Origin of the sequence: Acidiferrobacter thiooxydans, assembly GCF_003333315.1 — a bacterium.
Taxonomy (GTDB): domain Bacteria; phylum Pseudomonadota; class Gammaproteobacteria; order Acidiferrobacterales; family Acidiferrobacteraceae; genus Acidiferrobacter; species Acidiferrobacter thiooxydans.
The window spans coordinates 923,171-948,684 of the sequence record NZ_PSYR01000002.1 but is presented as its reverse complement, the minus strand read 5'-3'; the positions used below and the strand labels follow the sequence as shown (position 1 = coordinate 948,684).

The following is a 25,514-nucleotide window of genomic DNA, read 5'->3' as shown; positions in this document are numbered from 1 at the left end:
TGATTCTGAGTATAGACACACAGCAGGCGAGTGTTGGCCTCTTTGCCGGATGGATGATGGCGCCGCCGCCCCCGGGCCACATAGGGAGCGAGCAGAGCAAGGCGCGCACGACTGGCTTAAGCCCCCGCCCCATTCATAGCGCGATGCCCTTATTTAAGGGCGGCGCCTGGTTAGGGACGGACGGCCGTCGTTGGTAACTTCCCTCCCGGCCCGGAGTCCTTTACAATGCCGGCCACTGGGGCGGTAGCTCAGCTGGGAGAGCGTCGCGTTCGCAATGCGAAGGTCGGGAGTTCGATCCTCCTCCGCTCCACCACTATTTCAGCGCCCAACCGTTCTCGGTTGGGCGTTTTCCTTTGCGGGTTCCGCGCACCACGCGGGCTTCCGGGCCGTTTTACGTGTGCCAACCGTCGCGGGCACGGGTGGCATGACCCGCCCGGTTCGCCCCTGTTCCGCGCTATCTTCTCTCAAAACCTGCGCCAACTTCTTCGCCGTGGCACACGCAGACGGTGTTGTTCGTCAACCACTTGTGCGTGTGCCAATGGGAATGGTTGGCTCGCGGATTTGCACGAGCAAATTAGAATAGCAAACGCGCGAGGCCAGCCTCAACGTCAGCCCTTTGGCGGGAACGGATCATCACCGTAGCCGTTGCGCTCACGGATCCGGCCATCACGCCCCTGGATAAGTATCTCATTCTGCGGGTTTATGGCGATGTCCCGCGCACAGTCAATCGCCTCTCGCTGCGTGTCGTGGATGGAGGTGAATGTCGGTGTTCAGAGAACCCTGTGCCCTGATCGATGTCGGGTGGCGTGCGCGGGCACGCCTGTTCCGATTCATCGGCAGTTATTGACATTTACCTATGTTATGCAACACTATGCACGACATGGACATTCATGACATGGGCACTACTGCCGAGAGGCTGATTGATCTCGTGCGATCCCAAGGGCTGATCCGCCCCTGTGATCTGGCCTCGATGGGAATCCCCCGGGTTTCCCTGACACGTGCTGTCCGACGCGGGCAACTGGAGCGGGTCGGGCGAGGGCTGTATGGCCTGCCCGGGCGCGAGGTCTCGGCCCACGGATCACTGGCCGAGGTGGCGCGCAGAGTGCCCAAAGGCGTGGTCTGCCTATTCTCGGCACTGCGTTTTCATGGTCTGACCACCCAGGCTCCTTTCGAGGTATGGCTGGCCATCGAGAACAAGTCCCTTGCGCCGAAACTCGACTTCCCGCCACTACGGATTGTGCGTTTCTCCGGTGCAGCACTCACTGAGGGCGTGGAGGAACATGTGGTGGGTGGCGTGACCATCCGTATCACGGGCGTGGCGAAGACCGTCGCCGACTGCTTCAAGTACCGGAACAAGATCGGTCTCGATATCGCCCTAGAGGCGCTGCGCGAGGCTTGGCGCGGGAAACGGATGATCAGTGACGACATCTGGCGCTACGCCAGGATCTGCCGCGTGGCCAACGTGATGCGCCCCTACCTGGATAGCCTGACATGAGTGCCCGCAACATCCGTGCGTCTGTCCGCGACCGCCTTGCGTTCACTGTGCGCCTTGAACGAAATCTTCTGCGCCGGGAATATCGTCTCGATCAATGCGGGCGCATCTTTTAGTGCCAGCGGTGTGAGCGTTGTCGTTATTGTCTTTGCACGCATCGCGCGTTCTTCTTCAATGGGTCGCCACCGGTCCGGGCGACAGCCAGCCCAGCGATTTCAGCCGTTCTTCCGCAATGGCGAGCTGGCGGGGCGTGAACTGCTGTTTGCGGGCGTTCCAGTCATAGACCTGACGCACCACGCTGTGGTGTTGGGTCGCGCCTTCGCGGCTCATCACCCAATGCACGGTGGCCAGCAACTCCAGGCCGTAGGGTGACTCGAAACCTTCGACCAGGCGCGTGACGCGCTCGAAGCGGACGCGGCTGATTTCATGCTGGTCGAGGTAGTTCTTGGCTTCCTCCACAGCGCCCGGCACAAGGCTCAGGGGCTTGTCGGGCGTGTCGCCGCCGTCGGCGTAACCCGCGATCAGATGGCCCTCGACCGCGCGCAGCACATGGCGCAAGTTTTCCGCGTAGGGACCATAGTGGTGCTTTAGGTAATTGAGCCGCAACGGCTCACCGGCTTCCTGCATGAAGTACATGAGCTTGTGGACTTCCAGCAGGGTGACGAAAGGGTCGAGCAAGCCGCCGAGGTACCGTTGAATGAGCTCAACCAAAGCCGCCCGGCCCGCCGTCATCTTGGGCACTTTCCGAACGTGGGACATCTTGTCGCTGGCCGGCGCGCCGCTGGGTTCGAACACCAACAGCTGCACGTCGGCAAGACCCGTCAGGGCACGCTCGATACGAGGGCGCACCTCGTTCCAGTCCAGCCCTCCCAGGCCGCTGCCCAGCGGCGGGATGGCAATGGAGCGAATGCCCTTGTCGCAGATGACCTTGACGAGATCGGCAAGGCCCGACTCGATGTCCTCAATGCGGCTCTTGCCGCGCCAGTGTCGCTTGGTGGGGAAGTTCACGATGAATCGCGGCGGCGTGAGCTGGCCCGTCTCATAGACGAACATGCGGCCCGGCTGTACGGCCTCGCACTTGCAGGCGGCCTCGTAAGCCTTGAAGTTTTCTGGGAAGGCGTTCTTGAACTGCAAGGCAATACCGCGCCCCATAACGCCAACGCAGTTGACAGTGTTAACCAGTGCGTCAGCCTCACATTTGAGAATGTCGCCCGAGGTGTACTCGATCATGGCTGTGCTCCTCTCAGTTCAGTAATACCAGTCCGCGCGAACTTCGACCGTGGGCCGATGCCCGTGCGTCGGAAGGGCGTTGACCACTTGGCCGTAGACGGTGGCCGAATGAACACCGATGCGTTCGACCAAGTGCCAAGGGAGGCGGTGCTCCAGCAGGAACTCCGCTTGCTTGCCTTCCTTGCATTGCACCCACTTGAGCGCCTGCACTGCATTCCAATCGATCTTGCCCAGATGCGCGAGATCGTCGTAGTCCTCGAAGTAGCGTGATCCCGCGTTCGAGTTTGTGAATGCCCAGCGCGCCGGCTGCGCGTTGGCCCATGCGACAGCGGCGTGCAGATCGGCCTCAAAGTGCAGGATCGGCCCTTGCCCACCTCGATAGGTCAACTCCTGATGGTTGCCCTGGTAGATCAGGTAGAGCATCACGGAGCGCGGGCAGAAATAGAATGGCACGCAGTCGCCAACGTGCAGGTCGGGATAGCTGCTGAGACGCAGCTCGTTCAAGCGCCGTAGCTTGATGCTGTTCATGCCGATGGTCGTGCCCGCAGGCGCCCGCCGAACAACCTCTGCATCGCACCAGAGGAAACCATCGGCCACGATAGAAGGCAGACGATCCACGTGGGCGATGTGATAGATCTTCGGCCGCGGCGGCACGAGCACGGCGTTCATTATGTCTCGTCCCCGAACAGGTCAAGCGAGGGACGGGGGTCGTCCTTGCCACGGCTACTGCTGCGCGCGCGCGGGGCGAGCCATTCGCTTTGCGCCACGTCGCCCAAGGCGTCCTTTAAGGCGGCGCGCCAACCCTTGCCCGCGTCCATGAGGCCGCCCGTGCTCATCGCGGTCATGCCGAAGAGCCACCAGCGTTCTTCCGGGCGCAGAGCCAGCCAGTTGCGGACGGCGACCGGAATCTTCTCCGTGTCCATCTGCTCGACCGCCCACGCCAGCACGCACAGTTCCTTGCCGAGCAGGCGATCCACTGGGGTGTCACCGACCTTCCACGCACCGGGCTTCAAGCTGTGCGCGGACAAGCGCGCGTTGAAGGCTCGTTGCACCTCGGCGCGGATGGCCGTCCAGCGAGGGCGTTCCAGCAGAACGCGGTCGATGACCGCGCTGTCGGCGCTGGCGGCCTGCAAGCCGAGGTGTTCGCTGATCTGAACCTTGCCGGTGCTGCTCTTGGGGATGACGACCTTGAAGTGATGCGGGTCGGAGGTCGCAGGCACAGCGAAGCCCAGTGTGTGCGGCACTTGCGCGCGCGCCTTGGGTGATTCGGTGTTTGCTGCGGCCTTGGCTAGCGCCATCCTCAATCCTCCTGACTCACGTCTCCCCGGCTTCAATTCAATCCCGGCGAGCTTGGCGAATTCTTTGAGCGCGAAGCCGGTATCGAAGTGAACACCATCGGCGATGGCGATGTTGATCAACGCCTCGGGCTCGCCCAACACTTCGCGCAGGCCGTTGACCACGCCTTCGATGATGGCCGCCGTGACTTCGCGCTCTTGGAATCGAACGGTCACGGTGTTTTTGCCTTAGCCAATTTCGACGCGCACGCCCTTGAATCGCGTGCCTAGTTGATCGCGGAAACGGTTTATGACGCCTAAGATGCGGCCGGTCGTGTCGAGAGCGACACGTTTTCTTTGCAGGCGCGCGGGCCTGCTGTCCACGATATGACCTGTCTTGTCCCCACTAGCGGGGATCTGGAAGTCCGCCATCTTTTTGGCTTCGCCCGCGCGGGCGAACACCAGCACGCGGTAGCTCGCGGATCCGATCTTGAGCGGCCCGTTGTAGCGGGTGCCGTCCTTAGGGTTGAAGCCATCCAAAGTGTAGAAGAAGTCGGCGCGTGGGGTGGCCGCCAGGACGATGCGAGGCTTGTCGGCCGCAGGCTCTACGTGATGACGAATCTTGAGATCGGCGAGCCAGCGCGTGGCAGGGCTGCTTTCGTAGCAACTTGTCGGCCCCTTCACCATGAAGTAGACGGTGCCCTCACCGGCGGCAAAGTTCTCAAGATCCGCGACCTTGTGATCTATGTCGGATACGTCGGACTTGGTTGACCAATAGACAATCGGGCCTTCGCCCGCGTGGCGCGGCGTAAGACCCAAGACCGTTTCGCCTGAGCCCGGCTTGACGTTGATGACAGAGGGGTTGACGGTGGCCTTGTCCTTGGGGAATGGCCCCTTATCGATGTAGCCGTTCTCGCCCAAGCGCCAGGAGCCTTGCTTCAGAGCTTCGGTCTTGAGGGTGTCCAGTCCGCCAGCGCCCGGCATCCACGGCCAGATGGGCGAGCACTCGGCGCGGGTGGCGATATCCTTCCAGGGCGTGCGGCGATTGTCCTTGGCGGACGGCCACAGGTACTCCTCAGTCTGTACGCAGTATTCGTCGAGGCGGTCCTTGCCGAGTTCGGCCACGAGCTTGTAGTCGGCGCGCGGACTGGACAGGAGTTTCTCGATCTGCGTTGCGGCGGACTGATCACCTTGGCCGAGCTTGAGACCTTGATAGATGGGGACCTTGCCCAGCACGTCACGGCCACTCGTCGCGTCGTTGACGGGGATATACAAACAGTTGTAGGCCGCCGAGAGCGCCTTGCCGAAGCGATCCTCCGCTTCTTCGAGGCGGCCGCCAGCCTCCTCGTACAAGGTGTCGCCGGGTCTGAGGCGTTTGTGAATCTGCTCGATGGCGTACGGCTCGCGTAGCCGTTCCTCCACCGCGTCGGCCAGCAGGCTGTCTTGGCTCGTCAGTACCAGCAGATTATTCTTCTCCTGTTGGTAGTCGAAGAAATTCTGCAATTCTCTGGGCGGTACCTTGCCGTCGGGCTTGATCACGATCAGCGTGCGCGGGCCGCCGATCTTGAGTTCATCCAGCTTGGGCAGCTGCATGTCCTGATAGGCGACCTTGCGGTCAGGATCGAGGATGCCCGCGAGGCGGTTGATGAGTGCCTGATCGACCTTGGGCTGGGGAACCTCTTTGGTGTTGCGCTCGATCTGGCGCGACAGGTTCTCGGTTTCCTTGATAAAGAAGCGTTGTTCTTCGCGGTGGAGATACCACGCCGATTCGCGCAGGCGCTGCAATGCTTGAAGGAGTTCGTCTGGCTTGCGCTGTGGTACGGCAAGGAACTCGATCAGCTCGCTTTCGGACAGGCCGATTCGCCCGCCGACGGCGCGCGACAGGCTGGAAGCCAGCAGCAAGGTCATGACCTGCTGCGCGGCATCGCCAGCCAACTCGACATCGATGTGCTCCGCGATGGCGTTGCTGCTGTCGGCGATGTCCCGCGTCACTGCCGGCATCAGCTTCGGCGCGATGCGTTCAATCTCGTCCTTGACCTGATCGTCGTTGAGGTTGAGGTGCTGTGTGCCGACGAGAAAAACATCGTCGGATTCGCGCTCGTCCACGCTCTTGAGCAGGCGCGCGGTAAATTGCATCAGGCCGCGGGTCTGGCAAAAACCTTCGTTCTCCTTGAACAGCGCGGCGAGATTCTTGAAGGACGGATGGAACGGATAGGTTTCCCTGACGTGCTCGGCGATCTGCTCAATGCTACTGGCCACGATGTAGTCGCTGTCCTCGGCCTTCTTGACTTGCTGCGCGTAGTTCTCCGCGATGTCGGAGACGACGCGCTCGTCCGGCAGTTCGACGATGAGGCGCTTCTTGAGAATTTCGTAGATTGCATTGCCCGTCAGTTGCACCGGCGTGATAGTCGTCGCCTGACGACGGGTTTCCTGTTGCAAGTTGGAAATGGCGTTGGCCAGCGCCTTGGTCTGGGCCTTGTAACTACCCGAAAGGTTGGCGACCATGATGGCGCAGTTGGACAGCTCCAGTGCGGTGCCCGTCAAGCTGTAGACAACCATGTTGGGCAGCGTGCCCTGACCGAACACTTGCGTGCTGGCGTTGTCGAGGTAAGGCGGCAGCTCGTCCAGGAGGATCAGCGTCGGCTTGTCGGCGATGATTGCTTTCCAAACAAGCTGATCGATCGCTTTCAGCCCGTTCGCCCAGTAGGGCTTGATCGCTTCTGCGACGCCGAACTGGGTGGCGATCTCACCCCAGATGTAGTTTTCGGGGCTGTGGCGGCCATTGAGCGCAGCAATACGCGCGTGGCCGAACCCAATGCGTGAGGCCAAGTGGGCGGGCAGGACGTTCTTGCGCAGATGCGGATGGTGCACAAGTAGGCCAAGCGCGATCATCATGCGCGTCTTACCGCCGCCCATCGCCTGCGTCAGTTCGAAGACGCCTTGGTTGGACTTGCCGGACGGGCGCAGTAAGCTCTCACGCGAAAGTGGATCCATCCCGCGAGTGACGTAGTTGCGCGAGAAGAACTTGCGACTATCATCCGCGTCATTGATGAGATCCGCGAGGTTCTCGATCCCCTGACTCCTCCGATCGTCACGGATGATCGGGTTGAACCGGCAGGCGTGCTTGACCGTCTTGATCATGAACGCACCGCGTTGTTGTTCTTGGTTTCCTCGGAGGACGGAATCGCGATGCCGCTTCGGTCGCAGTAGTCCCTGATCAAAACCTCGACCATATTCGCTATGGATCGATGTTCCTGATCCGCCGCAATGCGAAGCGCTTCTTTCAGTCCGGGGTCGATGCGAAAGGTTAGCGTGGCAGTCTTGATGCTGGCCATAGCCTCTCCCGAGACCACTGTAAATGTACTGCATTTTACAGTATAAACTTGACTTCGGCAATGCGGAGAGGATGGGAATTGCGTGTTCGCCTACCATCCTGCCGATAGCTGGCGAGCGCGGTTCGCGCAGCATGTGACGGTCAGTGGCGGGAGGAATGAGCATTGTGACCTCGGGGCAGCAGCAGGCGTGCCTATGAACGCGCTGTTCCGCCAAAGAACTAAGCGGACACCCTGGTGCAAGCTAGTACGAAGTATTAGAAAGCTACATCGGCGCAGTGGCTCCGGTCGATCGGCACGTCGAAGGCGTGGTCGAGATGGTGTTCGACGCCACTTCCCACGCCGCCGCCCGGCTGACCGCCGAGTACCTGTTCGGCTGGCATGCAGCGCTGATCCTGACCGGCTACTCGGGTATGAACAAGCTCACCATGGGTCAGTGCGCGACGATGTCGCCTGGCCGCTGCAGGTCATCTCCGCTCCGATGGGGCGGTGCAAGAGCCCCTTTCGGGCGCCGCCTGCCGAGGTGCCCCTCGTCAAGACGGCGCGATTTCTGGCGCAGGCCAATGAGGAAGTCGGTGAGCCGATGATTATCAAGGCCTGGCTGGCGCACCTGTGGTTCGTGACGCCGCACCCCTTCGACGATGGCAACGGGCGCATCGCCTGTGCCGTGGGCGTTCTGTTCCTGGCCTGTGCCGACGGCAGCGCGCAACGCTTCTACATCTCGCCGCGCGCCTCGTATACCATCGCCAGCCGTTCGTGGCCGTCGATGACCTCCGGATAGTCCTCCCGCAACCGGTGCGCCACCTTCCCGGCTTCGTCCCGGCGGCCCGTGGATCAGATCGATCACGGAGTGGAAGGCGCGGTCCGCAACGTCCGGCGCCCTCTGAACCGGCGCGCGCACCCGGGGTTGGGCCTCAGGCCTTTTCAGGTCGCAGTGCTTGTAGTTCTTTCCGTTGCCGCCACCAGATTGGAGTCCGCATCTCCTTGCTCTCCCGGCATCAGGACGCCCGGGCGCACGCTCCGACGCACTACCGTCCGGACCATTGCTCACGGTGCGGTTTCGGTATGGGCGCCATGGCCGGTGCGACCGCAAGGCCGACCGCGCTCCATGAAGGCCTGCACGAACCGGCTGCAGCGCCCCGCTTCCGCTGCACTGGCTCGGCGCCGCCTGATACCCGCGATCACCGGGATCTTGACCGTATGGCAGGGGAGAGCCGCGCGAAATTCAGGACGACCGGCGCGCTTTTGAGCACCAGGACAGCGACCTGGCGTTAAGGGGATAACGGGGCTGGCGGTGGGCCCCGCACGTATCCACCCGAGTCAAACCGGCGCCGATACCGGGGCGGTCGCTCGCCCCTTCTCCCGCGAGCGCGGCCTGGGCCCCGACCGCGCGATCGAACCTCGTGTGGCGCCGGCGGGGGCGCCTGTCCCCACTACGTCAGGCGACGGCGAAAGAGCCAGGTGGCGATGGTCATGGTGACAAGGCCGATGGCGATGAGAGGGAGGTATTGTGCCCAGAGGATGGCGATGCCGTCGCCTTCGAGAAACACGCCGCGCAGGATGATGAGAAAGTAGCGCAACGGATTGAGGTAGGTGAGGTATTGCACAGGCAACGGCATATTGGCGATCGGGGTTGCAAATCCCGACAGGATCACGGCCGGCACCAGGAACAGAAAGACCCCGAGCAGGCCCTGCTGCTGCGTTGCCGAGGCCGAGGATATGGCGAGACCCACGCCGATCGCCGCCAACAGAAAAAGGAAGAGTCCGAGATAGAGCGCCAGGACGCTGCCCATGAACGGCACACGAAACCACAGGATCGCCACCACGATGATCAAAGTGGCCTCGAGGCTGCCTATGAGGAATCCAGGGAGCGCCTTGCCGAGCAGGATCTCCCACGGACCAAGCGGCGTCACCAGCAATTGGTCGAAGGTTCCGGCCTCCCGCTCGCGGGCGACCGAGAGGCCCGTCACAAGCGGGGCCACCACAAGGGTCAGGAGGCCGACCACGCCGGGCACGATGAACCAGCGGGATCGCAGGTTCGGATTGAACCATGCCCGCGTCACCAGGATGGCGGGCGTCGCGCGCCAGCCGTGCGTGCCCGCCCAGTGGACACTGAAGGCCTGGATTACGGCGTTGACGTCGCTTAGTGCAATGAGGGCGGTGTTCGAATTCCGGCCGTCGACCAGGACCTCCACGCGCGCGGTCCTGTGCAATACCAGGTCCCGGGAAAATCGCGGCCCGATGCGCAGGACCAAAAGCGCCTTTTTGTCGCTGATGATGTCTCTTATCCGTCTCCCGCTTTTTGGCATGCGCTCGATGGAGAAATAGGGCGATCCCTGGAACCGCGCGATCAGCTGGTGCGCCGCCGCGCCCGCGTCCTCGTTGTAGATTGCGATCGGGACGTTGTGCAGGTTGAAGGTCGCCGCGTAACTGAAGACGATGAGCTGAATCACGGGCGGGCCGATCAGAACCATGCGACTGGCCTTGTTACGCAAAAGCGCCAAAAACTCCTTCACCACAAGGGCTTGCACCCGGTACCAGTCCATCAGTCGAGTCTCTTATGCGAAATGCGCGCGACCGTCACGAGAAAAAAGACCGCGATCACGGCGAGTGCCGCCATGTTGCGGGCGATGACGGGCCAGACATCGCCGGCGAGGAACAGCGTCTGCAGTGTCGAAACGAAATAGCGCGCGGCGATGATGTGTGTGAGGATGCGGATCGGCCAGGGCATCGAGTGGATGTCGAATATGAATCCCGACAAGATGAAGGCCGGCAGATAGGTCGTGACCAGGGCGATCATGCCGGCGACGAATTGATTGCGCGCAATCGTCGAGATGAGCAGGCCCATGCCGAGTGCTGTCAGCAGAAACAGCGCGGCGCACAGGAACAGCACCCATAATGAGCCAACCAGCGGGACCGCGAAGACGACGATGGCCATCACCACGGAAAGCGCCATACCGCCCATGCCGAGAAAAAAATACGGGACCAGTTTGCCCACCAGGATTTCGGTGATGGTCGCCGGTGACGCCATGAGTGCCTCCATGGTACCCCGCTCCCATTCGCGGGCCACCACGAGCGCGGTGAGTAGGGCGCCGATCAATGTCATGATGACGGCGATAAGCCCGGGTACCAGGTAGTCGTGGCTGCGCAGGGCCGGGTTGAACCAGACGCGGCTGCGCACGTCAACGGGCACAACGAGGGGCTGGCCTCGCGCCCGCGCCTGCGCCGCCAGCCAGGATGCCCAGACGCCCTGGATATAGCCTTCTATGATGCGTGCATTATTGGCGTTGACACCGTTCGCGGTCACGCCAACGGGCGCGGCCCCGCCGCCCAGGGCTTTGCGCGTGAAATCCGGCCGCAACCATATGATGGCGTCGACGCGGCCCTTCATGAGCGCGCGGCGTGCCGCGACCATGTCCGCATAGGTTCGCGGCCGAAAATAGGGCGACTGCCGAAACCCGGAAAACAATCCGCTGGTCTGTGCCGTCGGGTGGGCGGCGACGAGCGCGATGGGCACGTGTCGCGCATCGAGGGATACGCCGTAGCCAAAGAGCAGCAGCAGAACGAACGGCATGACGAACGCGATCGCAATCGACGACGGATCGCGTAGAATTTGCAGAGCCTCCCTAAGGGCGAGAACGGTAGGCCGCCGGTGGGGCTTTTGCGCATGCTCCGGATCTATTTTCTCCAGCAGTGGTTCAACCTCTCCGATCCGGGAGCGGAAGAGGCCTTGTATGAATCGGTCTCCATGTGCCGGTTCGTGGGTATCGACCTCGGCCGGGAGCCGGTGCCGGATGAAACGACCATCTTGAAGTTCCGTCATCTGCTTGAGAAACACCATCTCGGGAAGAAACTCTTCCGGGAGGTCCGCCGGCATCTGGAATCCCAAGGCGTCAAGGTCACCCAAGGCACGATTGTCGACGCCACGATCATCAATGCGCCCTCATCGACAAAGAACAAAGAGGGGAAACGCGATCCGGACATGCATCAGACCAAGAAGGGGAATCAGTGGTACTTCGGCATGAAAGCCCATATCGGCGGCGTCGACAGCAAAACCAAGGTCATCCATGCGGTGGTCGCCACTGCCGCCAACGTCCATGACGCCACCATCCTCCCCGATCTCCTCCATGGCGGCGAGACCCGAGTATGGGGCGACTCGGCCTACCAAGGTCAGACCGATGTCCTCCGGCAACACGCCCCGAAGGCGCGCGACCTCACCAACCGCCGGTATCGGTACAAAGGCGTGGTAAACGAGGTTGAGCGCGCTCGTAACCGTATCAAGTCCCAAATCCGCAGCCGCGTCGAACATGTCTTCGGTGTCATCAAAGGCATCTTCCATTTCACCAAGGTTCGCTACCGGGGTCTTGAGAAGAACGCCCATCGCCTGTTCGTCACTTGCGCCTTGGCCAACCTCTACCTCGTGCGCCGACGGCTTTTGCGACCCACAAGGGCGTAGTCCGTCCGGAAATTGGATCTCGGGCCACAAAAGGCTTCCCGAACGACCAAACAAAGCCCCATCAGGGCGCAGAACGGTGCGTTTTTCCTTCCCGCCCCGGCGGATTCTCGTTCCGGCACCCTGCGTCTGTGGAAATGAGGGATTAGATCAGACGTGCCTTAGGGTAATAGGGTGCGATCACCGCACAAAGATCCTGCCATGGCACCACTTTCTCCATATCCGCTAGGAACTTCTCGCGACGGGTGGGTTTCCTGTGGGTCTCGAAGGTACCGGTGGCTAAGGTGAGCTGGCGCATGGATTTTATCCGTTTTAACTTACGCCATTTTACCATAACGGCTTGTATATAGGGACTAAATCAGAGGTGCCTGAGGTGTTGTTGTGCCTGGATGAGCCCGGCTGTGCCTGCGCGCAGCCGCGCGCGGGCGACGCCAAGGGCGCTCAGCGCCTGGCCATTGAACAGCGGTTGCGTGAGGGTCACGCTATAACTATCCGAGAGGTAGTCCGTCAGGATCGGCAGTCCGATACCCGTCACCTGCGCGCGGTTACCGCCAACGCTGGCTGCCGCGCCGATGTGGGGATACAGGGCGGATCGGGCGGCCGGCAATCCCGCGCGATCCTCGGCGAGACGCGCCCGCGCCTCTGCAAGAACCGGATCGTGCGCCACGGCCTCATGGTATGCCGACAGCAGGTCCTCGGCGTACCCTTGCGAAGCGGTCATCGCAAGGCACACGCAGATCGCCAGCGCGCCGCGGAGAGAATTGAGGCCCATCAGCCATCGTACTGTCTTGTGACAGAAAATGAAACGTACGTGTCGGACCGGCGGGTGGCTGCACGCCGCGGGCCACATACCGCACAGGATACGCCGCCCATGTCCGCGGACTCACGGGATCACGGCGTTCGGTGGGACCGGTATTTTGATAATTGTCACGATCAAGGGTTCATTCCGGGCCCAGAAGGAACGGCGCGAGCGCCTCCCGATGGGCCTTGGCTCGCCGCCGGTCCGCCAAACCGGCCCCGGACGGCGGGCACGGCCTCAAGGTTTCGGAGACCGACTGATGTCCGATGCGGATTTCGGTGTCGTCACAATCGGCGCGGGCGGTGGCGCCTGTCCGGCGGCCTACGTACCTGACCGGGGATTCGGCGTGGTCGCCACATTGCCGGCGCTGCTCGACCCGGCCATTCGCATCGTTGCCAACGCCGGGGTCACGGTCGTGGAACGTGCGCGAGGAGTGCGTGTCCTTTACATGCGCGCAGGCAAGCCCTCGCATACGGGGGTCGTCATGGCCGTCGGCCGCCGCCGGCCCGTCATACCCGAAGGCTTTGTCGCGCTGGATCTCGCCTTCGATCAGCACGGCATACGGGCCGACGCGGCGATGCAAACCGGCGCGCCGCACATATACGCCTGCGGCGACGTCAATAGGTAGGTATCGCCTTTCTTGTGGCCGCGCGCGAGTGGAATGACGGACGATACCGGCGGCGGCATCCCGCTTTTTCGAGGTTAGCAACCCGCGGCTGCGCGGCGGCCGGGCGGTTGGCATCGACGCGCATCCACCTATCGGCCAAGTCGGTGTGGCCGTGGCGGCGAGCCTACCGGCCTATGACCTGGCGCGCTTCCCCGACCAGCACCGGATGGCCGGCGAGGGTATGGCGTATGCTGCGTGCACAGGTTTGATAGGTCTCCGGCGGCGCGCCGCCGCGGCCGCGTACAGGGGTGTTTTGCGAGCGCGCTTTGTCGGACATCGGCATCGCCGGCATATCGCCTGCCCAAGGCCGGAAGGCGCCGCCGGGCAGAATCTCGGCCCTGATACTGTCGGCGGCGCGCGGGCCTGCGCTCGTGATCCCGGCGAGCGAGGCCTGTTGGGCGGTCAGTCGTCTCGCGAGCGGGCCGTGACCGGCTTTGCGGCGGTCCCGCCGCGCAGGAGGCTTCGCCCGGACATCTCCGGAGGCTGGTCGATGCCCAAGAGTTCGAGAACGGTCGGTGCCACGTCGGCAAGATCACCCCCGGAGGCGCACAGGGGCACACGTGCACCGGCCAGCAGGAACGGGACAGGATAGGCAGTGTGTCGGGTGTGCGGCTTACCGGTCAGGGGGTCGATCATCTCCTCGCAGTTGCCGTGGTCGGCGGTCAGCAGGATTCGGAACCCCCTGGCGAGCGCCGCCTCGATGACGCGATGGCTTTCGCGGTCGAGTGTCTCGACGGCCTCGATGATGGCGGACCGCACGGCCGTGTGCCCGACCATGTCGGCGTTAGCGAAGTTGACAAGCACGAACGCATAGCGTCCTGAGGCGATGGCGGCTATGGTTCTGCCGGCCACCGCCCGGGCGCTCATCTCCGGTGTGAGGTCGTAGGTCCTTGCCATGGGTGAGGCGATTATGGCCCGTTCCTCGCCGGCAAACGGCGTCTCGCGCCCGCCGTTGAAGAAGTAGGTCACGTGCGGGTACTTCTCGGTTTCCGCGCAACGAAATTGGCGCAACCCATGGTCACTCAGGACCTCGGCCAGCACCCGGCGCGGGCGGTCCGGGGCAAACAGCACGGGAAAGGGGAATTGCGCATCGTACTGCGTCATGCAGGTGATATAGCGGGCCCCGGCAAGACCGCGATCGAAGGCATCGAACGCCGGCAGGCCGATGGCCGCGACCAGTTGGCGGGCGCGATCGCTGCGGAAATTGAAATCCAGGATCCTTTCCTCGGGCGGCACGCACGCCGACGCGGTCTCGCCGATCACGGTCGGCATGATGAACTCGTCCGTTTCCCCCCCGGGCGTACGCCTGGGCCAGCGCGTCTTCCGCCGTTTCCGCCGTTTTGCCCTCGCCCTTTATGATGGCCGCCCACGCGCGCCGGGTCCTGTCCCAGTGCCCGGCCCGGTCCATGGCGTAATAGCGTCCGCTGACCGTGCCGATGCGGCCGGGTTGGCCCTGAAGGGCCTCACTGACCATCGCCAGATAGCGGCCTGCGGAACGAGGCGGCGCGTCGCGACCATCGGTGATCATGTGAATGACGGGCTCGATCGCTGCCGCATGCAATAGTCGCAGGAGCCCGAGAAGGTGATCGACGTGGGCGTGCACGCCGCCATCGGATACCAGACCGAGAAGGTGCAGGCGACGCGCCCCCGCCGCCAGCCCTTGCCATGCCGCAAGGGTGCGTACCTCGCCGCTGTCCAGAGCGCGACGAATACGCCCGAGATCCTGCTCAAGTACGCGCCCGGCGCCGAGCGTCATGTGGCCCACCTCGGAATTGCCGAACTGGCAGTCCGGCAGGCCGACCGCCGTTCCCGATGCCTGGAGAACGATGTGGGGCCAGGCCGCGAAGTAGCCGTCGAGATGCGGCGTGCGCGCTTGCGCCCAGCCGTTGTCGCGGCGGGCCGGGCTCACCCCGAAGCCGTCGAAAACGAGAAGCAGGACCGGGTCCATGACGCGCCTCCTGTTGGCCCGTGGTTCGGCATATGCCGCCGGTGTCTTAACGGTTCCACTCTATGGGAAAAGAGTGCGTCATGCCACCTGTCCCGCAGACCCGGAGGGCGCATGCGCTGCGCGAACGATTGACACAAACCGCCCGGATAGTAGTGTACGAGTCCCGTATAATGGGAAACTGTACCCGCATTGCCGGATCGGCGGCAACGTGGCCTATCGGGAGTGACACATGACTCGCGCGGAATTCGGCCTCGGTCCGGACAAGAAGCCCGACATCGAGGTGAATAAGCCAGTAAAACCCGTAAGATTCAGGCAGCGTCCAGACGTCAATCTGATTTTCTATATCCTATTTTTCGTCACACTATTCCTTATGTGGCATAACGCCACCGGCGTCCCCAGGGAGACGATCCCCTACAGCCAGTTTCTGGAATATGTCCAGAAAGACGAAATCCAGAACGCCGTCATAAGCGACCAGCGCATCACGGGGACACTGAGGCTGAGGGGTCCGACCGGACAGCCCCGTCAATTTGCGACCGTTCCGCTGCACAACATGCGGCTTGCCAGTCTGTTGGCCGCGCATGGCATCCGGTACGAGGTCCATCGCGCGTCGCCCTGGATGGCGCTCGTGTTGACGTGGATCGTTCCCTTCGCGCTCATTTCCTCTTCTGGGGATGGATGGGCCGTCGCATGCGGGGCGCCGGCAGTTTCCTCAATATCGGCGACAATCGCGTCCACATTCACCCCGATACGTTGCCGAAGATTACGTTCGACGACGTGGCCGGGGTCGACGAGGCCAAGGAGGAGTTGCAGGAGAGTATAGAATTCCTCAAGAACCCCCAGCGGATCGAGCGGTTCGGCGGCCACATGCCCAAGGGCGTACTGCTCCTCGGTGCGCCCGGTACCGGCAAGACCCTGCTCGCCAGTGCCGTCGCCGGGGAAGCGGGCGTGCCGTTTTTCAACATCAGCGAGACCGAATTCATCGAGATGTTCGTGGGCGTCGGTGCCGCCCGCGTCCGTGACCTTTTTCATCAGGCTCGCGAGAAGGCGCCCTGCATCATATTCGTCGACGAGCTCAATGCCATCGGCCGGGCGCGTGGCGGTCCCGTGGTATTCGGGGGGCACGACGAGCGTGAACAGACGCTCAACCAGATCCTCACGGAGATGGATGGATTCGATCCGTCGACTGGAGTCGTTGTGATGGCCGCCACGAACAGGCCGGAAGTCCTCAACAAGGCGCTGCTGCGCGCTGGAAGGTTTGACCGCCAGATTGTGGTCGACAAGCCGGATTTAGCGGCGCGCACAAAGATCCTGCAGTTGCATGCGCGCAAGATCACCGTGGGGAAGGACGTCGACCTGGGGGTCGTCGCGCAGAGGACCCCGGGTTTCATCGGGGCCGACCTCGCCAACATCACGAACGAGGCGGCCATACTCGCCATACGCCATAATCACGATGCCGTCACGATGGCCGATTTCGAGGCGGCCGTCGACCGGGTCATGGCGGGCCTCGAAAAAAAGCACCGCGTCCTCAATGCCGACGAGAAGCGCCGCGTCGCCTTCCACGAATCGGGGCATGCGCTTACCGCCGCGAGTATGCCCACCGGGGAGCCCATCCACAAGACATCCATTATCCCCCACGGAGTCGCGGCACTGGGCTACACCATGCTGCTGCCCGTGACGGAAAAATTCCTCGCCACGGAAAACGAGCTTCGGGATCAGATCGTCACGCTCATGGGCGGCCGTTCCGCGGAAGACCTCGTGTTCGTCGACACCTCCAGCGGCGCGGCCAACGATCTGGAGCGGGCCACCGAGATCGCGCGGGACATGGCCACGCGCCTTGGCATGAGCGAAAGCCTCGGGCCGCTGGCATGGGGCGTAGGCAGCAGTCGCTGTCCCTGGGCGGCGATTACACCGAGGAGGCAAACTACAGCGAGCTGACGGCCCAGCAGATCGACGCGGCGGTGAAGGCCCTGGTCGAGGACGGGCACCGGCGTGCGCGCCCGTGCCGCTGGGCGGTGCGTGGCCCCTGCGGGGAGCGGCGATTCCCCCGGCCGCGCATGAGATCCGCGCCCGGCGGCGCCGGGGCGGTCGCCGTCTGGGGTACCCATCCGTGTTGCAGCCATCCAGCATGCGGGTAGGCGCACGGATCCGGGGCATGTTCTGGGTCTGTGGCCGGGGCGTGCATGTACGCCGGCGGCCCGACTGCAACCCGCGTGACCTTTTTGCCGACGTGTGCGAAGCGGGCTGCCGGGTGTCTGCCATCAAGCAGACTGGATACAAGAAAATCCATAACGTGTGCGATGGTAAAGGCGCGGGAGGCGGCGAGCCGGCTGGCGGCCAGTGCCGGGATCCCGCGCGGGGCGCGCCTGAGCGCGTTAGGCAACCTGCGCTCGGGGTATGGGATCCGGTCTTGTGTGTCGCGCCATGCGACCATAAAGGGACTGGATAATCGCCAATAAATATTCGATGAGGATAGAAAACATATATGTTTGTTACCATATTAATGTATTTAATATCAACCCAGGACAGCGCGGAAATCGTCCGGAATTGCAGGTTCGGAATACGCACCATTCTCCGATGTGGCTATTCGGGATGAACTCGTTGTGGTATCGTAGACTTCATCCGCGTACCTGACTCGAGTCAGTCTGCGCGCCTCCTTCATTTCCTCTTTACTGTGCAAGAGGCGATCGCTTTTGTGGGTGTTTTTAAGGGGTATCCTGGGTGCTCTCGAATTAATGACGTTCGGATCTTCGATGGCCGTACGTCATCCTGACCGTCAAGGGTATTCCTGCGTCCCGGAAAGAGCGCCACATTGCGGTTGAAGGCAAACCGGGGCCCTATGAAAATCGAACGCTTACCCTCATCGCGTGATAGAAGGATCGGGAATGGCACGTATCCGCCCGTGGCAGCCGTGGTCGGTGCCGGGGCCTGGGGTACGGCACTTGCGACCGCATTTTCGCGTGGTGGCTACTGTGTGAATCTTTGGACGCGTCAGGCGCGAGTCGTGGCCTCGATCCGCGATCGGCGCCGTAATTCCGCCTACCTGTCTGATGTTCAGCTACCGGATGGACTTACGGCTACCACGGACCTTGCCTGTGCGCTGCGCGGCGCCGAAGTGGTGGTGATGGCGGTTCCAAGCAGCGCTTTACGCGTGATAGCGCGACGCATCGGACCGCTTTTGCCGGCCGATGTCCCTGTGCTTTTTGCGAGCAAGGGGCTCGAGCTAGGCAGTGGCGCGTTTATGACGGAGGTTGCGGAGGCGGTGTTCGCCGGGCGTCTCGTCGGGGTGCTGACGGGTCCCGGCTTCGCCGCCGAGGTCACGCGAGGAGAACCGACCGTGTTGACGCTCGCCATGGCGGCGCTCTCTGGCCAAAAGACCGTCGGCCGAGGGGCACGCGAGTTTGCCGAGACCTTCAAGGCGCGTCTTGCGAGCGGCGGGATCTCGGTGGCGGTCACCGACGATGTCGTGGGGGCGCAGGTGGGCGGGGCCCTGAAAAATGTCATCGCGATCGCCTGTGGTATGGCGGCTGGCCGGGGGTTTGGCGAGAACGCGCGCGCGGCGATCATCACGCGCGGCTTCGAGGATATGCGCAAGTTGGCTGTGGCGCTGGGCGGCCGTGCAGAGACTTTGCTTGGGAGCTGCGGGGCGGGTGATGTGTTTCTCACGTGCGCCAGCTCCCAGTCGCGCAATTACCGCCTGGGTGTGGCATTGGCGCGTGGCGATGAACCCCCGGCCGGGGTGGTTGAAGGTATCAACACCGCCGAGGCTGTGCGTATGCTTGAGCAGGATGCGGACATCGACCTGCGTCTGCCACCCGTGATCCGCGCACTATGGGCACACGAGATATCCCCGGAGCAGGCGCTCGAGCGCCTGTTGGGCGTGGATTGAGGGTGGCAGCGGCCGAGGGCCGTAAACCGACGGTGCTTGCCACCGATCTCGACGGCACCTTCCTCGGAGGGGATCGGGCCGCGCGCGGTGCGCTTTATAGGTGGATCGCCGAGCGCCGGGACGAACTCATGGTGATCTTCGTCAGTGGGCGTGGCCTGGGGTTCATGCGAGAACTGGCGGATCGCTTGCCGGTGCGTCCGGATCATGTGATCGCGAATGTGGGTACGAGTGTCGCCGCCGGTCCTGACTGGCGCCCGCTGGCCGACATCGAGTCGTGGCTCGATGCGCGCTGGCCCAAGGATGCGCCCGCGCGTATCGCGAAGGTGCTTGCGCGCTATCCCGGGCTTACCGCGCAGCCGGTCGTGGAAGGGCGGCGGGTCTCACGTTACTACCGCGATCACGGCGAGGCGATTGCCGCGCAGGCGGACGTGGAGCAGATCGGGTTCGAGGCCCTGCTCTCGGATGGGCGCTATTTCGATGTTCTTCCGTCCGGAGTACGTAAGGGCCCGACGCTTTTAAGGACACTCACCGCCCTGGGGATCGCGCACGAGCGCACGCTGGTTGCCGGAGATACACTGAACGATTTGTCGTTGTTCGAGACCGGGCTTGCCGGTGTTGCCGTCGGCAACAGCGAGGTGGGGCTCGTGCGCGCCGTCCGCGCGTTGCCCAATGTGCATCTGAGTACAAAGCCCGGTGCGGCCGGAGTGCTAGAAGCGCTCAGGGTATTCCACGAAAGGGGGAGTTTATGGGAACACCGCTCGTCATAGTCTACCATCGCCAGCCTTACGAGGAGAAGGTTGTCGATGGCCGCACGGTGCTCGTGGAGAACAAGAGTCCCAATGGCATCGTGCCTGCACTTAAGGGGTTTTTTGGAAACGTCGAGCGCGCCACCTGGGTTGCCTGGAAAAAGGCCCCGGCTGGCAAGAAAGGGGCATTTGAGCCGCGCATTACCGTGGAGGACAGCTACGGGAGTTACGAGGTTGCGCGCCTGCCGCTCGATGGTAACCAAGTTCGTCAATTTTACCATATCACATAGAAAGAGGCGTTGTGGCCGGTGATCCACAGCCTTCCGTACGCCTTTAGCACCGAGCATACCGATTGGGCCACGTTCCGCGATGTCAATGAGCGCTTCGCGGAGGCGGCATGCGCGGAGGCGGCACCCGGCGCGGTTGTATGGGTACATGATTACAACCTGTGGCTCGTTCCGAAATTCGTGCGCGACCGACGCCCGGATGTCACGTTGGCGTTCTTTCATCACACGCCCTTTCCGGCGCCTGATATCTTTTGCATTCTTCCATGGCGCGAGGAGATCCTGGAGAGCCTGCTCGCCTGTGATCTCGTGAGCTTTCATGTGGCGCGCTATGCGCGCAATTTCGGGGCGCTCGTCAAGGCCTTGCGTCCGGCAGCGATCATGGAAGATGGTCCGGTGCCTCCCGAATGGCAGAATGTCGGCACGGCCTTGACAGAGGATACTGCGCCGCGCTCCGTGACGGTTCAGGGTCATGTCACGCATATCGATGCGACCCCCATCGGGACCCATCCCGAGCTCATACGCACGATCGTCGAAAGCGAACGCGGGCAGGCACGGGCACGGGCGATCCGCGAGGAGATCAAGGAGGATATCCTGATCGTTTCGATAAACCGCGTGGACTATACGAAGGGCGTGCATCAGATGCTCGAGACCTTCGATCGCTTGCTGGGGCGGCGCCCGGAGTTGCGCGGGCGCGTGAAGCTGATCCTGACGACGGTGGCGCCGGCCGACGGTATGCGTGTCTATCGCAATGCGCAGCAGCAGATTGAACAGACTGTGGGGCGCATCAATGGCCATTACGGGACGCTGACGTGGCTGCCTATCATGCTATCCACCAATCCGATGCCCTTTGAGGAGGTCTTATGTTGCTATCGTGCGGCGGACATCTGCTGGGTGACGCCGTTGCGTGATGGCCTGAATCTGGTGGCGAAGGAGTTCGCGGCGGCCAATGAGGGGAGTGACGGGGTGCTTGTGCTCTCGGAATTCGCGGGGGTCGCAATCGAGCTGCGGGGCGCGGTTCTGGCGAATCCCTATAGCCGCAATTCCATGGATCGGGCCATCGATGAGGCGATCGATATGCCGCGCGCGGAACGGCGGGCGCGCATGGAGCGTATGTTTGAGCAAGTGACGCGCCTTGATATCCGCCATTGGACGGCGCACATCCTGGAACTCTTTTCGCGTGTGAATCCCGCGCAAGGCCAGGGGGGAGGGGTGTTTCGTGATCGCAGGGACAAAGTCGGCACACACTAGATTCGCGAGCCTTCCCGTGTCGGGCGGTGTGCGCATGGTCTTCATGCAAGACAGGGTTTGTGGGCGCTGTGGGCGGCGCGCGGCCGCGATATCGTGATCCTCCCATCTTGGCGTACCGACCAAAAAGCGCCAGACGCCCGCGCATGGCCCCCCCGTGGCATGGCGGTGATTCCCGGCTAGATGCCTGACGCCGATACGACCTTCGGGGCTTCCACGCAGGCCAATAGTGTTCCCTCGTGGCTTCCTGGGTCAGGTATTGAGCGTCCGGGACCCTGCGGCGGCCCCTCCCGCCAATCGACCATCCGATCGCCCAGGGCCTCCTGAAGGGCGATAGGGGCCATGGTCGTGTCGCTAGGGCGCCGTGCCGATGCGTGTGGCCCGAAGGGCACCGCATGACGCCTCCCGTTCGGATCCCCACGTTCGCTTCGCGTCAGCATGGCGCCCGCTCGCTGCCCGCGGTCGTCGTCGGCCGTTGTTCCACATGGATGAGTGCATCAATGCGGTCACCTCCCCCGGGCGCGAATGGGATGCCTGCCGCACCCATCCGCCAAGGCCCGTCTGGAGCGCATGGGGTCTCTGCGCACGGTCCCGGTCAACCGCTCCGCAGGGCCTCTTTGGGACGGCGCGGATCCGGCACGTGTCAAAGCCATGGCAGTCTCTATCAGGACCCGAGCGTCCCCATATCGATGACGAAACGGTATTTGACATCGCCCCGGACCGTGCGTTCATAGGCCTCATTGACGTCCTTTATCGAGATGCGCTCGATGTCGCACACGATGTTGTGCTGGCCACAGAAATCCAGCATATCCTGCGTCTCCGGCAGACCGCCGATCAATGATCCCGCCAAAGATCGCCGCCGGAATATCAAGGGAATCCCGTCGACCTTTTTGAGGGGCTCTACGGAACCTACGATCACCATCGTCGCGTCGCGCTTTAATAGGGCCATATAGGGATCGACGTCATGGCCCACGGGAATCGTGTTCAGCAGAAAGTCAAAGCGATCCCGCGCCTGTTTCATGGCCTCGGCCTGCGTGGAGATCAGCACGTCGTCGGCGCCGAGCTTCCTCGCATCCTGACCTTTGGAAGGTGAGGTTGTGATCATCGTCACATGGGCGCCCATGGCGTGCGCAAACTTTACCCCCATGTGACCGAGCCCGCCGAGACCGATGATACCCACCCGCTGGCCGGCCCCGACGTTCCAGTGCTTGAGCGGGGAATATGTGGTAATTCCCGCACACAGAAGCGGGGCGGCCGCCGCCGGATCGAGATTCTCCGGAATGTGCAGGACGAAGCGCTCGTCCACGGTGATTGTGTCGGAATAGCCGCCAAACGTCACAGCGTGCGGCGTTCCCCCGATCTTGTCCTCGCCACCATAGGTGCCGGTAAAGCCATGGTCGCAGTATTGCTCCAGACCGGCCTGGCAGGAGGGGCAGGTGCGGCAGCTGTCTACCATGCAACCGACGCCCGCGAGGTCACCCACTTGGAAGCCCTTGACCTCACTGCCGATCGCAACGACCCGCCCGACGATCTCGTGTCCAGGAACAAACGGATAGGAGGTCCAGCCCCATTCGTTGCGCGCCGAATGGATATCCGAGTGACAGATGCCACAGAACAGGATATCAAGGACGATGTCCTGGGGTCGTGGGTCGCGGCGCTCAAATGTGAAGGGTTGCAGCTCCGTGGTTGCCGATTGTGTCGCGTATCCTCTCGTTTTTATCGTCATTGCGGCCTCCATTTATGCCTTTCATCATATCTTGTGTCTGGCGGCTAAACGGCTCCATGCTGCCAAATCCGGTCCATCAAAAAGCCCCGATGCGGGGCCGTTTCGCGCTTGCAGACGTCCCGACGCGCCTCAGGCGGCGGCCGGCGCCCATCGGCATCTTGTGTTCTTGGGATATGTATCGGCACTCGGTGCGACGCACATCGATGTGCCGCCATCCGAATCGCCACCGGTGGTACGCGTGCCGGCGCGCTCATCGGTCATCGCCACCCCAAAAAGCCCGCGGATGTCCATAATCCAGGGGTGCTGGTGCGGCAACGAGCACCTGTCTTGCAGGTGGCCTGCGCCCCTTGCCTATCATCGCCGGCGCATCGATGGGCGCGCCTTTACCTCGTTGTCATGATCGGGCCCGATCTCCCTGGCGAATCCGCATGAATACGCGGTGCCGAAAAGAACGCTTGTGATCAGTGGCGGGCATTGGGGACGCACCCATTAAACCAAATGCGCAGGTCGGCGACAAGCACTGCACTGCACGCCAAGGCCCTCTGCATCCTTTAGAAAAACGCGCGCGACAGGATCAATAAACGAGCCGATCACGCGACCTGAAACGGTGAGGGTCCGGGAAATGGATGGAAACCTCCTGCAATCTCGCGGATTCGTGTTTGGAAACCCCGGAAATGCGTGTGGCAGGCGCCCCCGCCGCATTTGTAGGGATGTATGCGGTGCGCCCTGATTCGCGCTCGTTTTTGGACAGGAGCAAGCTCGTCTGTCATAATGCCAAACCACCTTTTTTTGGTGGACGTGCCCATCCTACTTAGGTCCGACTTATGCGGACTCAAGGGTGCTATAGGATGGTTTCGCACGCAGAGCATAAGGAGAGACACATGAAAACAACGAAACGGCTTTCGCAATGCCTCGGGGGGCGTGCGTTACCGGAAAGCAGCGTTCTTTGGTCTTCTCGTCACGGGCTTTTCTGGACACTCGGCGCCTTCGCAACCATGGGATTGATCGGCGCGGCCTTGGTTTCGAGTTACTGGAACAAGGGCCAGCTCGTGCGTGCGACGATGGCGGGGGCGAACCGCATTGTCCTTACGGCCAATGCCGCACCCCCGGCCCTATGGTCCAATGCCTGGCTCGGTCGTCGGCCGTATCGCGCCGTGGCGTTTCATGGGCTTCGAAGGGTCGTGACCGGGTTCAGCCTCATGACATTGCAGAAGCCGAGAACGTTCACCCAGGATCTACTGCATGTGGCGCCCGATATCTCCGTTCGTTTAACCAAACTCAAGGATGAGTTGTCGGCCGAAACCACCCGGGTATTCGCAGCGCACGCGTGGCTTTGACGGCCAGTTGACGTGCCATCGGCCGGTTGGTCACAGCCTTTTATCCGGTCGCGATAGACCCCGTAAACGTGAGAGGGCCGCATCGAGCATGCGTTTGCCCGGATGAGGCCGCTTTGGATACCTCGAAAACCAGGATGGGACGCGCGTGGCGGACGGATATAATGCGCCAATGCAAACGGAGCAATGGCAGCAGAGCAAAATGTCCTGGCAGGCTCTCGGTGGGCGGCTTCTCGCTGCTTCCGCCAAGCCGCGTACGGCGAAGGTCGTCAATGGCGTCGCAATCATTGGTCTTGCGGCAGTCCTGGCCCACTGGACCTGGGGGATGCTTTCGTCGCCGGTGCGAGTCGCATCGCCCCCCGTCACAAGTGCGCAGTCAGCGCCGCCACCGCTGCGGGTGTTGCTGAAAAGCCATTTATTCGGCCAGTCGCCGGTAACGACCCTAGCGGCCATCCCGGTAAGCCATCTCGCGCTGACCCTTTCAGGGCTGGTGGCGGGTCATCCGGGCGTGGCTCTGATCGCTGGGGCAAGTGGCAAAGTGCATCCATACCTCGTCGGGACCAGCGTGGCCCCGGGCGTGGTTCTGGCGGCCGTCACCGCGGATCGGGCTATTCTGCGGCAAAACGGCCGACTCGAGAGCCTTTTGCTGTATTCCCGGCCGCCTGTGGCGCCCCCGGCATCGGTAACCCCCTCTATGCCGTCGGCGTCTGCTGCGGCGGCCGCTGTGTCTCGCCCCTCGGGGCCGGCGCCCGCCGTGACGGTCCCCGTGAAGCCATCCGTAGTGGCGGCGTTTGCGAGCGTATCGAATGCCACGTTGAAGTCGTGGTTGGTGCCTGCGCCGGAGGGCGGCGTGTTGGTCAAGGGCGTGCCGGCACCGGCCTTTGCGAGTCTCGGTCTGCGTCAGGGGGATGTGATCGAGGAGGTGAATGGGCAGCCCGTGAATTCCCTGGGCGCGGCGGTCAGCGCTTATATCGCTGGCGCCAAAAGTGGCGATGTCACAGTGGATGTGGCGCGCGACGGACGCATGAAGGTCTTTCAGTACACGATGCAAGCCCCATGAGTCCGTTTGTGTGGTGGATACCATTTCTAAGGACG

17 protein-coding genes, 1 tRNA gene and 7 pseudogenes are annotated in these 25,514 nt (G+C 62.6%); 12 read left to right on the top strand and 13 right to left on the bottom strand.

Going from position 1 to position 25,514, the window contains the following annotated elements; translation table 11 throughout:
• Positions 1-237: 237 nt before the first annotated feature.
• A tRNA-Ala gene (locus C4900_RS11555) sits at positions 238-313 on the top strand.
• A 295-nt stretch (positions 314-608) separates the two neighbouring features.
• On the opposite strand, the pseudogene C4900_RS11550 reads toward C4900_RS11555, so the two are convergent.
• A pseudogene (locus tag C4900_RS11550) lies at positions 609-758 on the bottom strand (DUF2188 domain-containing protein); the annotation flags it as partial.
• 137 nt (positions 759-895) lie between these two features.
• On the opposite strand from C4900_RS11550, the gene C4900_RS11545 reads away from it, so the two are divergent.
• Entirely contained in the window at positions 896-1,495 is a 600-nt protein-coding gene (locus C4900_RS11545) for a type IV toxin-antitoxin system AbiEi family antitoxin domain-containing protein (protein ID WP_114283512.1), read from the top strand.
• Positions 1,496-1,663: 168 nt separating this feature from the next.
• On the opposite strand, the gene darG is transcribed toward C4900_RS11545, so the two are convergent.
• The 5 genes and pseudogenes from darG to C4900_RS11520 form a co-directional block, all read right to left on the bottom strand.
• Entirely contained in the window at positions 1,664-2,722 is a 1,059-nt protein-coding gene (gene darG, locus C4900_RS11540) for a type II toxin-antitoxin system antitoxin DNA ADP-ribosyl glycohydrolase DarG (protein ID WP_114283128.1), read from the bottom strand.
• A gap of 18 nt (positions 2,723-2,740) precedes the next feature.
• Positions 2,741-3,382 (bottom strand): type II toxin-antitoxin system toxin DNA ADP-ribosyl transferase DarT, encoded by a 642-nt coding sequence (gene darT, locus C4900_RS11535; protein WP_170132575.1) that lies wholly within the window; start codon positions 3,380-3,382, stop codon positions 2,741-2,743.
• Positions 3,383-3,390: 8 nt separating this feature from the next.
• Positions 3,391-4,020 carry an anti-phage-associated DUF3780 domain-containing protein gene (locus C4900_RS11530; protein WP_114283510.1) on the bottom strand — a complete coding sequence of 210 codons (630 nt, stop codon included), beginning with the start codon at positions 4,018-4,020 and terminating at the stop codon, positions 3,391-3,393.
• 2 nt (positions 4,021-4,022) lie between these two features.
• Positions 4,023-7,137: pseudogene (locus C4900_RS11525) on the bottom strand (anti-phage-associated DUF499 domain-containing protein).
• Positions 7,134-7,331 (bottom strand): type II toxin-antitoxin system antitoxin, encoded by a 198-nt coding sequence (locus C4900_RS11520; protein ID WP_065971238.1) that lies wholly within the window; start codon positions 7,329-7,331, stop codon positions 7,134-7,136. Before C4900_RS11520 ends, C4900_RS11525 begins: the two are co-directional and overlap by 4 nt.
• Before the next feature lie 266 nt (positions 7,332-7,597).
• Between C4900_RS11520 and C4900_RS17360 the strand changes: the two are divergent.
• Positions 7,598-8,046 (top strand): annotated as a pseudogene (locus C4900_RS17360) (Fic family protein); the annotation flags it as partial.
• A 715-nt stretch (positions 8,047-8,761) separates the two neighbouring features.
• Here the strand turns inward: C4900_RS17360 and C4900_RS11510 are convergent.
• Positions 8,762-9,874 carry an ABC transporter permease gene (locus tag C4900_RS11510; RefSeq protein WP_114283126.1) on the bottom strand — a complete coding sequence of 371 codons (1,113 nt, stop codon included), beginning with the start codon at positions 9,872-9,874 and terminating at the stop codon, positions 8,762-8,764.
• Positions 9,874-11,010 carry an ABC transporter permease gene (locus C4900_RS11505; protein WP_114283508.1) on the bottom strand — a complete coding sequence of 379 codons (1,137 nt, stop codon included), beginning with the start codon at positions 11,008-11,010 and terminating at the stop codon, positions 9,874-9,876. Before C4900_RS11505 ends, C4900_RS11510 begins: the two co-directional genes overlap by 1 nt.
• Here C4900_RS11505 and C4900_RS11500 point away from each other — a divergent pair.
• Positions 10,954-11,784: pseudogene (locus tag C4900_RS11500) on the top strand (IS5 family transposase); the annotation flags it as partial. The gene C4900_RS11505 and the pseudogene C4900_RS11500 sit on opposite strands and share 57 nt — an antisense overlap.
• Positions 11,785-11,935: 151 nt before the next feature.
• Here the strand turns inward: C4900_RS11500 and C4900_RS16720 are convergent.
• Both C4900_RS16720 and C4900_RS11490 read right to left on the bottom strand, forming a co-directional pair.
• Positions 11,936-12,079, bottom strand: a pseudogene (locus tag C4900_RS16720) (IS5/IS1182 family transposase); the annotation flags it as partial.
• Between the two features lie 60 nt (positions 12,080-12,139).
• Complete coding sequence (locus tag C4900_RS11490) at positions 12,140-12,553, bottom strand: TolC family protein (protein WP_170132529.1); 414 nt, start codon at positions 12,551-12,553, stop codon at positions 12,140-12,142.
• Between the two features lie 286 nt (positions 12,554-12,839).
• On the opposite strand from C4900_RS11490, the gene C4900_RS16070 reads away from it, so the two are divergent.
• Positions 12,840-13,208: an FAD-dependent oxidoreductase gene (locus C4900_RS16070; protein WP_170132528.1), complete on the top strand. Its 369-nt coding sequence runs from the start codon at positions 12,840-12,842 to the stop codon at positions 13,206-13,208.
• A gap of 163 nt (positions 13,209-13,371) precedes the next feature.
• On the opposite strand, the gene C4900_RS16065 is transcribed toward C4900_RS16070, so the two are convergent.
• Together C4900_RS16065 and gpmI are read right to left on the bottom strand one after the other, a co-directional pair.
• Entirely contained in the window at positions 13,372-13,524 is a 153-nt protein-coding gene (locus tag C4900_RS16065; RefSeq protein WP_170132527.1) for a hypothetical protein, read from the bottom strand.
• Positions 13,525-13,649: 125 nt separating this feature from the next.
• Positions 13,650-15,195 (bottom strand): annotated as a pseudogene (gpmI, locus tag C4900_RS17355) (2,3-bisphosphoglycerate-independent phosphoglycerate mutase).
• Positions 15,196-15,424: 229 nt separating this feature from the next.
• On the opposite strand from gpmI, the pseudogene ftsH reads away from it, so the two are divergent.
• The 5 genes and pseudogenes from ftsH to C4900_RS11460 form a co-directional block, all read left to right on the top strand.
• Positions 15,425-17,192: pseudogene (gene ftsH / locus C4900_RS11475) on the top strand (ATP-dependent zinc metalloprotease FtsH); the annotation flags it as partial.
• Positions 17,193-18,094: 902 nt separating this feature from the next.
• A complete protein-coding gene (locus tag C4900_RS11470; RefSeq protein WP_170132526.1) occupies positions 18,095-19,081 on the top strand; it encodes an NAD(P)H-dependent glycerol-3-phosphate dehydrogenase in 987 nt (328 codons plus the stop codon).
• A 2-nt stretch (positions 19,082-19,083) separates the two neighbouring features.
• On the top strand, positions 19,084-19,848 hold the full coding sequence (locus C4900_RS11465; RefSeq protein WP_065971542.1) for an HAD family hydrolase: 765 nt from the start codon (positions 19,084-19,086) through the stop codon (positions 19,846-19,848).
• On the top strand, positions 19,827-20,117 hold the full coding sequence (locus C4900_RS16345) for a hypothetical protein (protein ID WP_211306914.1): 291 nt from the start codon (positions 19,827-19,829) through the stop codon (positions 20,115-20,117). Before C4900_RS11465 ends, C4900_RS16345 begins: the two co-directional genes overlap by 22 nt.
• A 9-nt stretch (positions 20,118-20,126) precedes the next feature.
• A complete protein-coding gene (locus tag C4900_RS11460) occupies positions 20,127-21,362 on the top strand; it encodes an alpha,alpha-trehalose-phosphate synthase (UDP-forming) (protein WP_325048171.1) in 1,236 nt (411 codons plus the stop codon).
• Positions 21,363-22,023: 661 nt separating this feature from the next.
• Here the strand turns inward: C4900_RS11460 and C4900_RS11455 are convergent.
• Positions 22,024-23,085, bottom strand: a complete 1,062-nt coding sequence (locus C4900_RS11455) for an NAD(P)-dependent alcohol dehydrogenase (protein ID WP_065971543.1) — start codon at positions 23,083-23,085, stop codon at positions 22,024-22,026.
• Between the two features lie 881 nt (positions 23,086-23,966).
• Between C4900_RS11455 and C4900_RS11450 the strand changes: the two genes are divergently transcribed.
• Complete coding sequence (locus tag C4900_RS11450) at positions 23,967-24,422, top strand: hypothetical protein (protein WP_141689349.1); 456 nt, start codon at positions 23,967-23,969, stop codon at positions 24,420-24,422.
• A 199-nt stretch (positions 24,423-24,621) separates the two neighbouring features.
• Positions 24,622-25,479 (top strand): type II secretion system protein N, encoded by an 858-nt coding sequence (locus tag C4900_RS11445; protein ID WP_170132525.1) that lies wholly within the window; start codon positions 24,622-24,624, stop codon positions 25,477-25,479.
• Positions 25,480-25,514 lie beyond the last annotated feature (35 nt).

Coding starts and splice junctions, on each gene's coding strand:
- C4900_RS11545 (WP_114283512.1), top strand. CDS start 896: ATGGGCACTACTGCCGAGAGGCTGATTGATCTCGTGCGATCCCAAGGG.
- darG (WP_114283128.1), bottom strand. CDS start 2,722: ATGATCGAGTACACCTCGGGCGACATTCTCAAATGTGAGGCTGACGCA.
- C4900_RS11530 (WP_114283510.1), bottom strand. CDS start 4,020: ATGGCGCTAGCCAAGGCCGCAGCAAACACCGAATCACCCAAGGCGCGC.
- C4900_RS11520 (WP_065971238.1), bottom strand. CDS start 7,331: ATGGCCAGCATCAAGACTGCCACGCTAACCTTTCGCATCGACCCCGGA.
- C4900_RS11510 (WP_114283126.1), bottom strand. CDS start 9,874: ATGGACTGGTACCGGGTGCAAGCCCTTGTGGTGAAGGAGTTTTTGGCG.
- C4900_RS11490 (WP_170132529.1), bottom strand. CDS start 12,553: ATGGGCCTCAATTCTCTCCGCGGCGCGCTGGCGATCTGCGTGTGCCTT.
- C4900_RS16070 (WP_170132528.1), top strand. CDS start 12,840: ATGTCCGATGCGGATTTCGGTGTCGTCACAATCGGCGCGGGCGGTGGC.
- C4900_RS16065 (WP_170132527.1), bottom strand. CDS start 13,524: ATGTCCGACAAAGCGCGCTCGCAAAACACCCCTGTACGCGGCCGCGGC.
- C4900_RS16345 (WP_211306914.1), top strand. CDS start 19,827: ATGGGAACACCGCTCGTCATAGTCTACCATCGCCAGCCTTACGAGGAG.
- C4900_RS11455 (WP_065971543.1), bottom strand. CDS start 23,085: ATGACGATAAAAACGAGAGGATACGCGACACAATCGGCAACCACGGAG.
- C4900_RS11450 (WP_141689349.1), top strand. CDS start 23,967: ATGAAAACAACGAAACGGCTTTCGCAATGCCTCGGGGGGCGTGCGTTA.
- C4900_RS11445 (WP_170132525.1), top strand. CDS start 24,622: ATGTCCTGGCAGGCTCTCGGTGGGCGGCTTCTCGCTGCTTCCGCCAAG.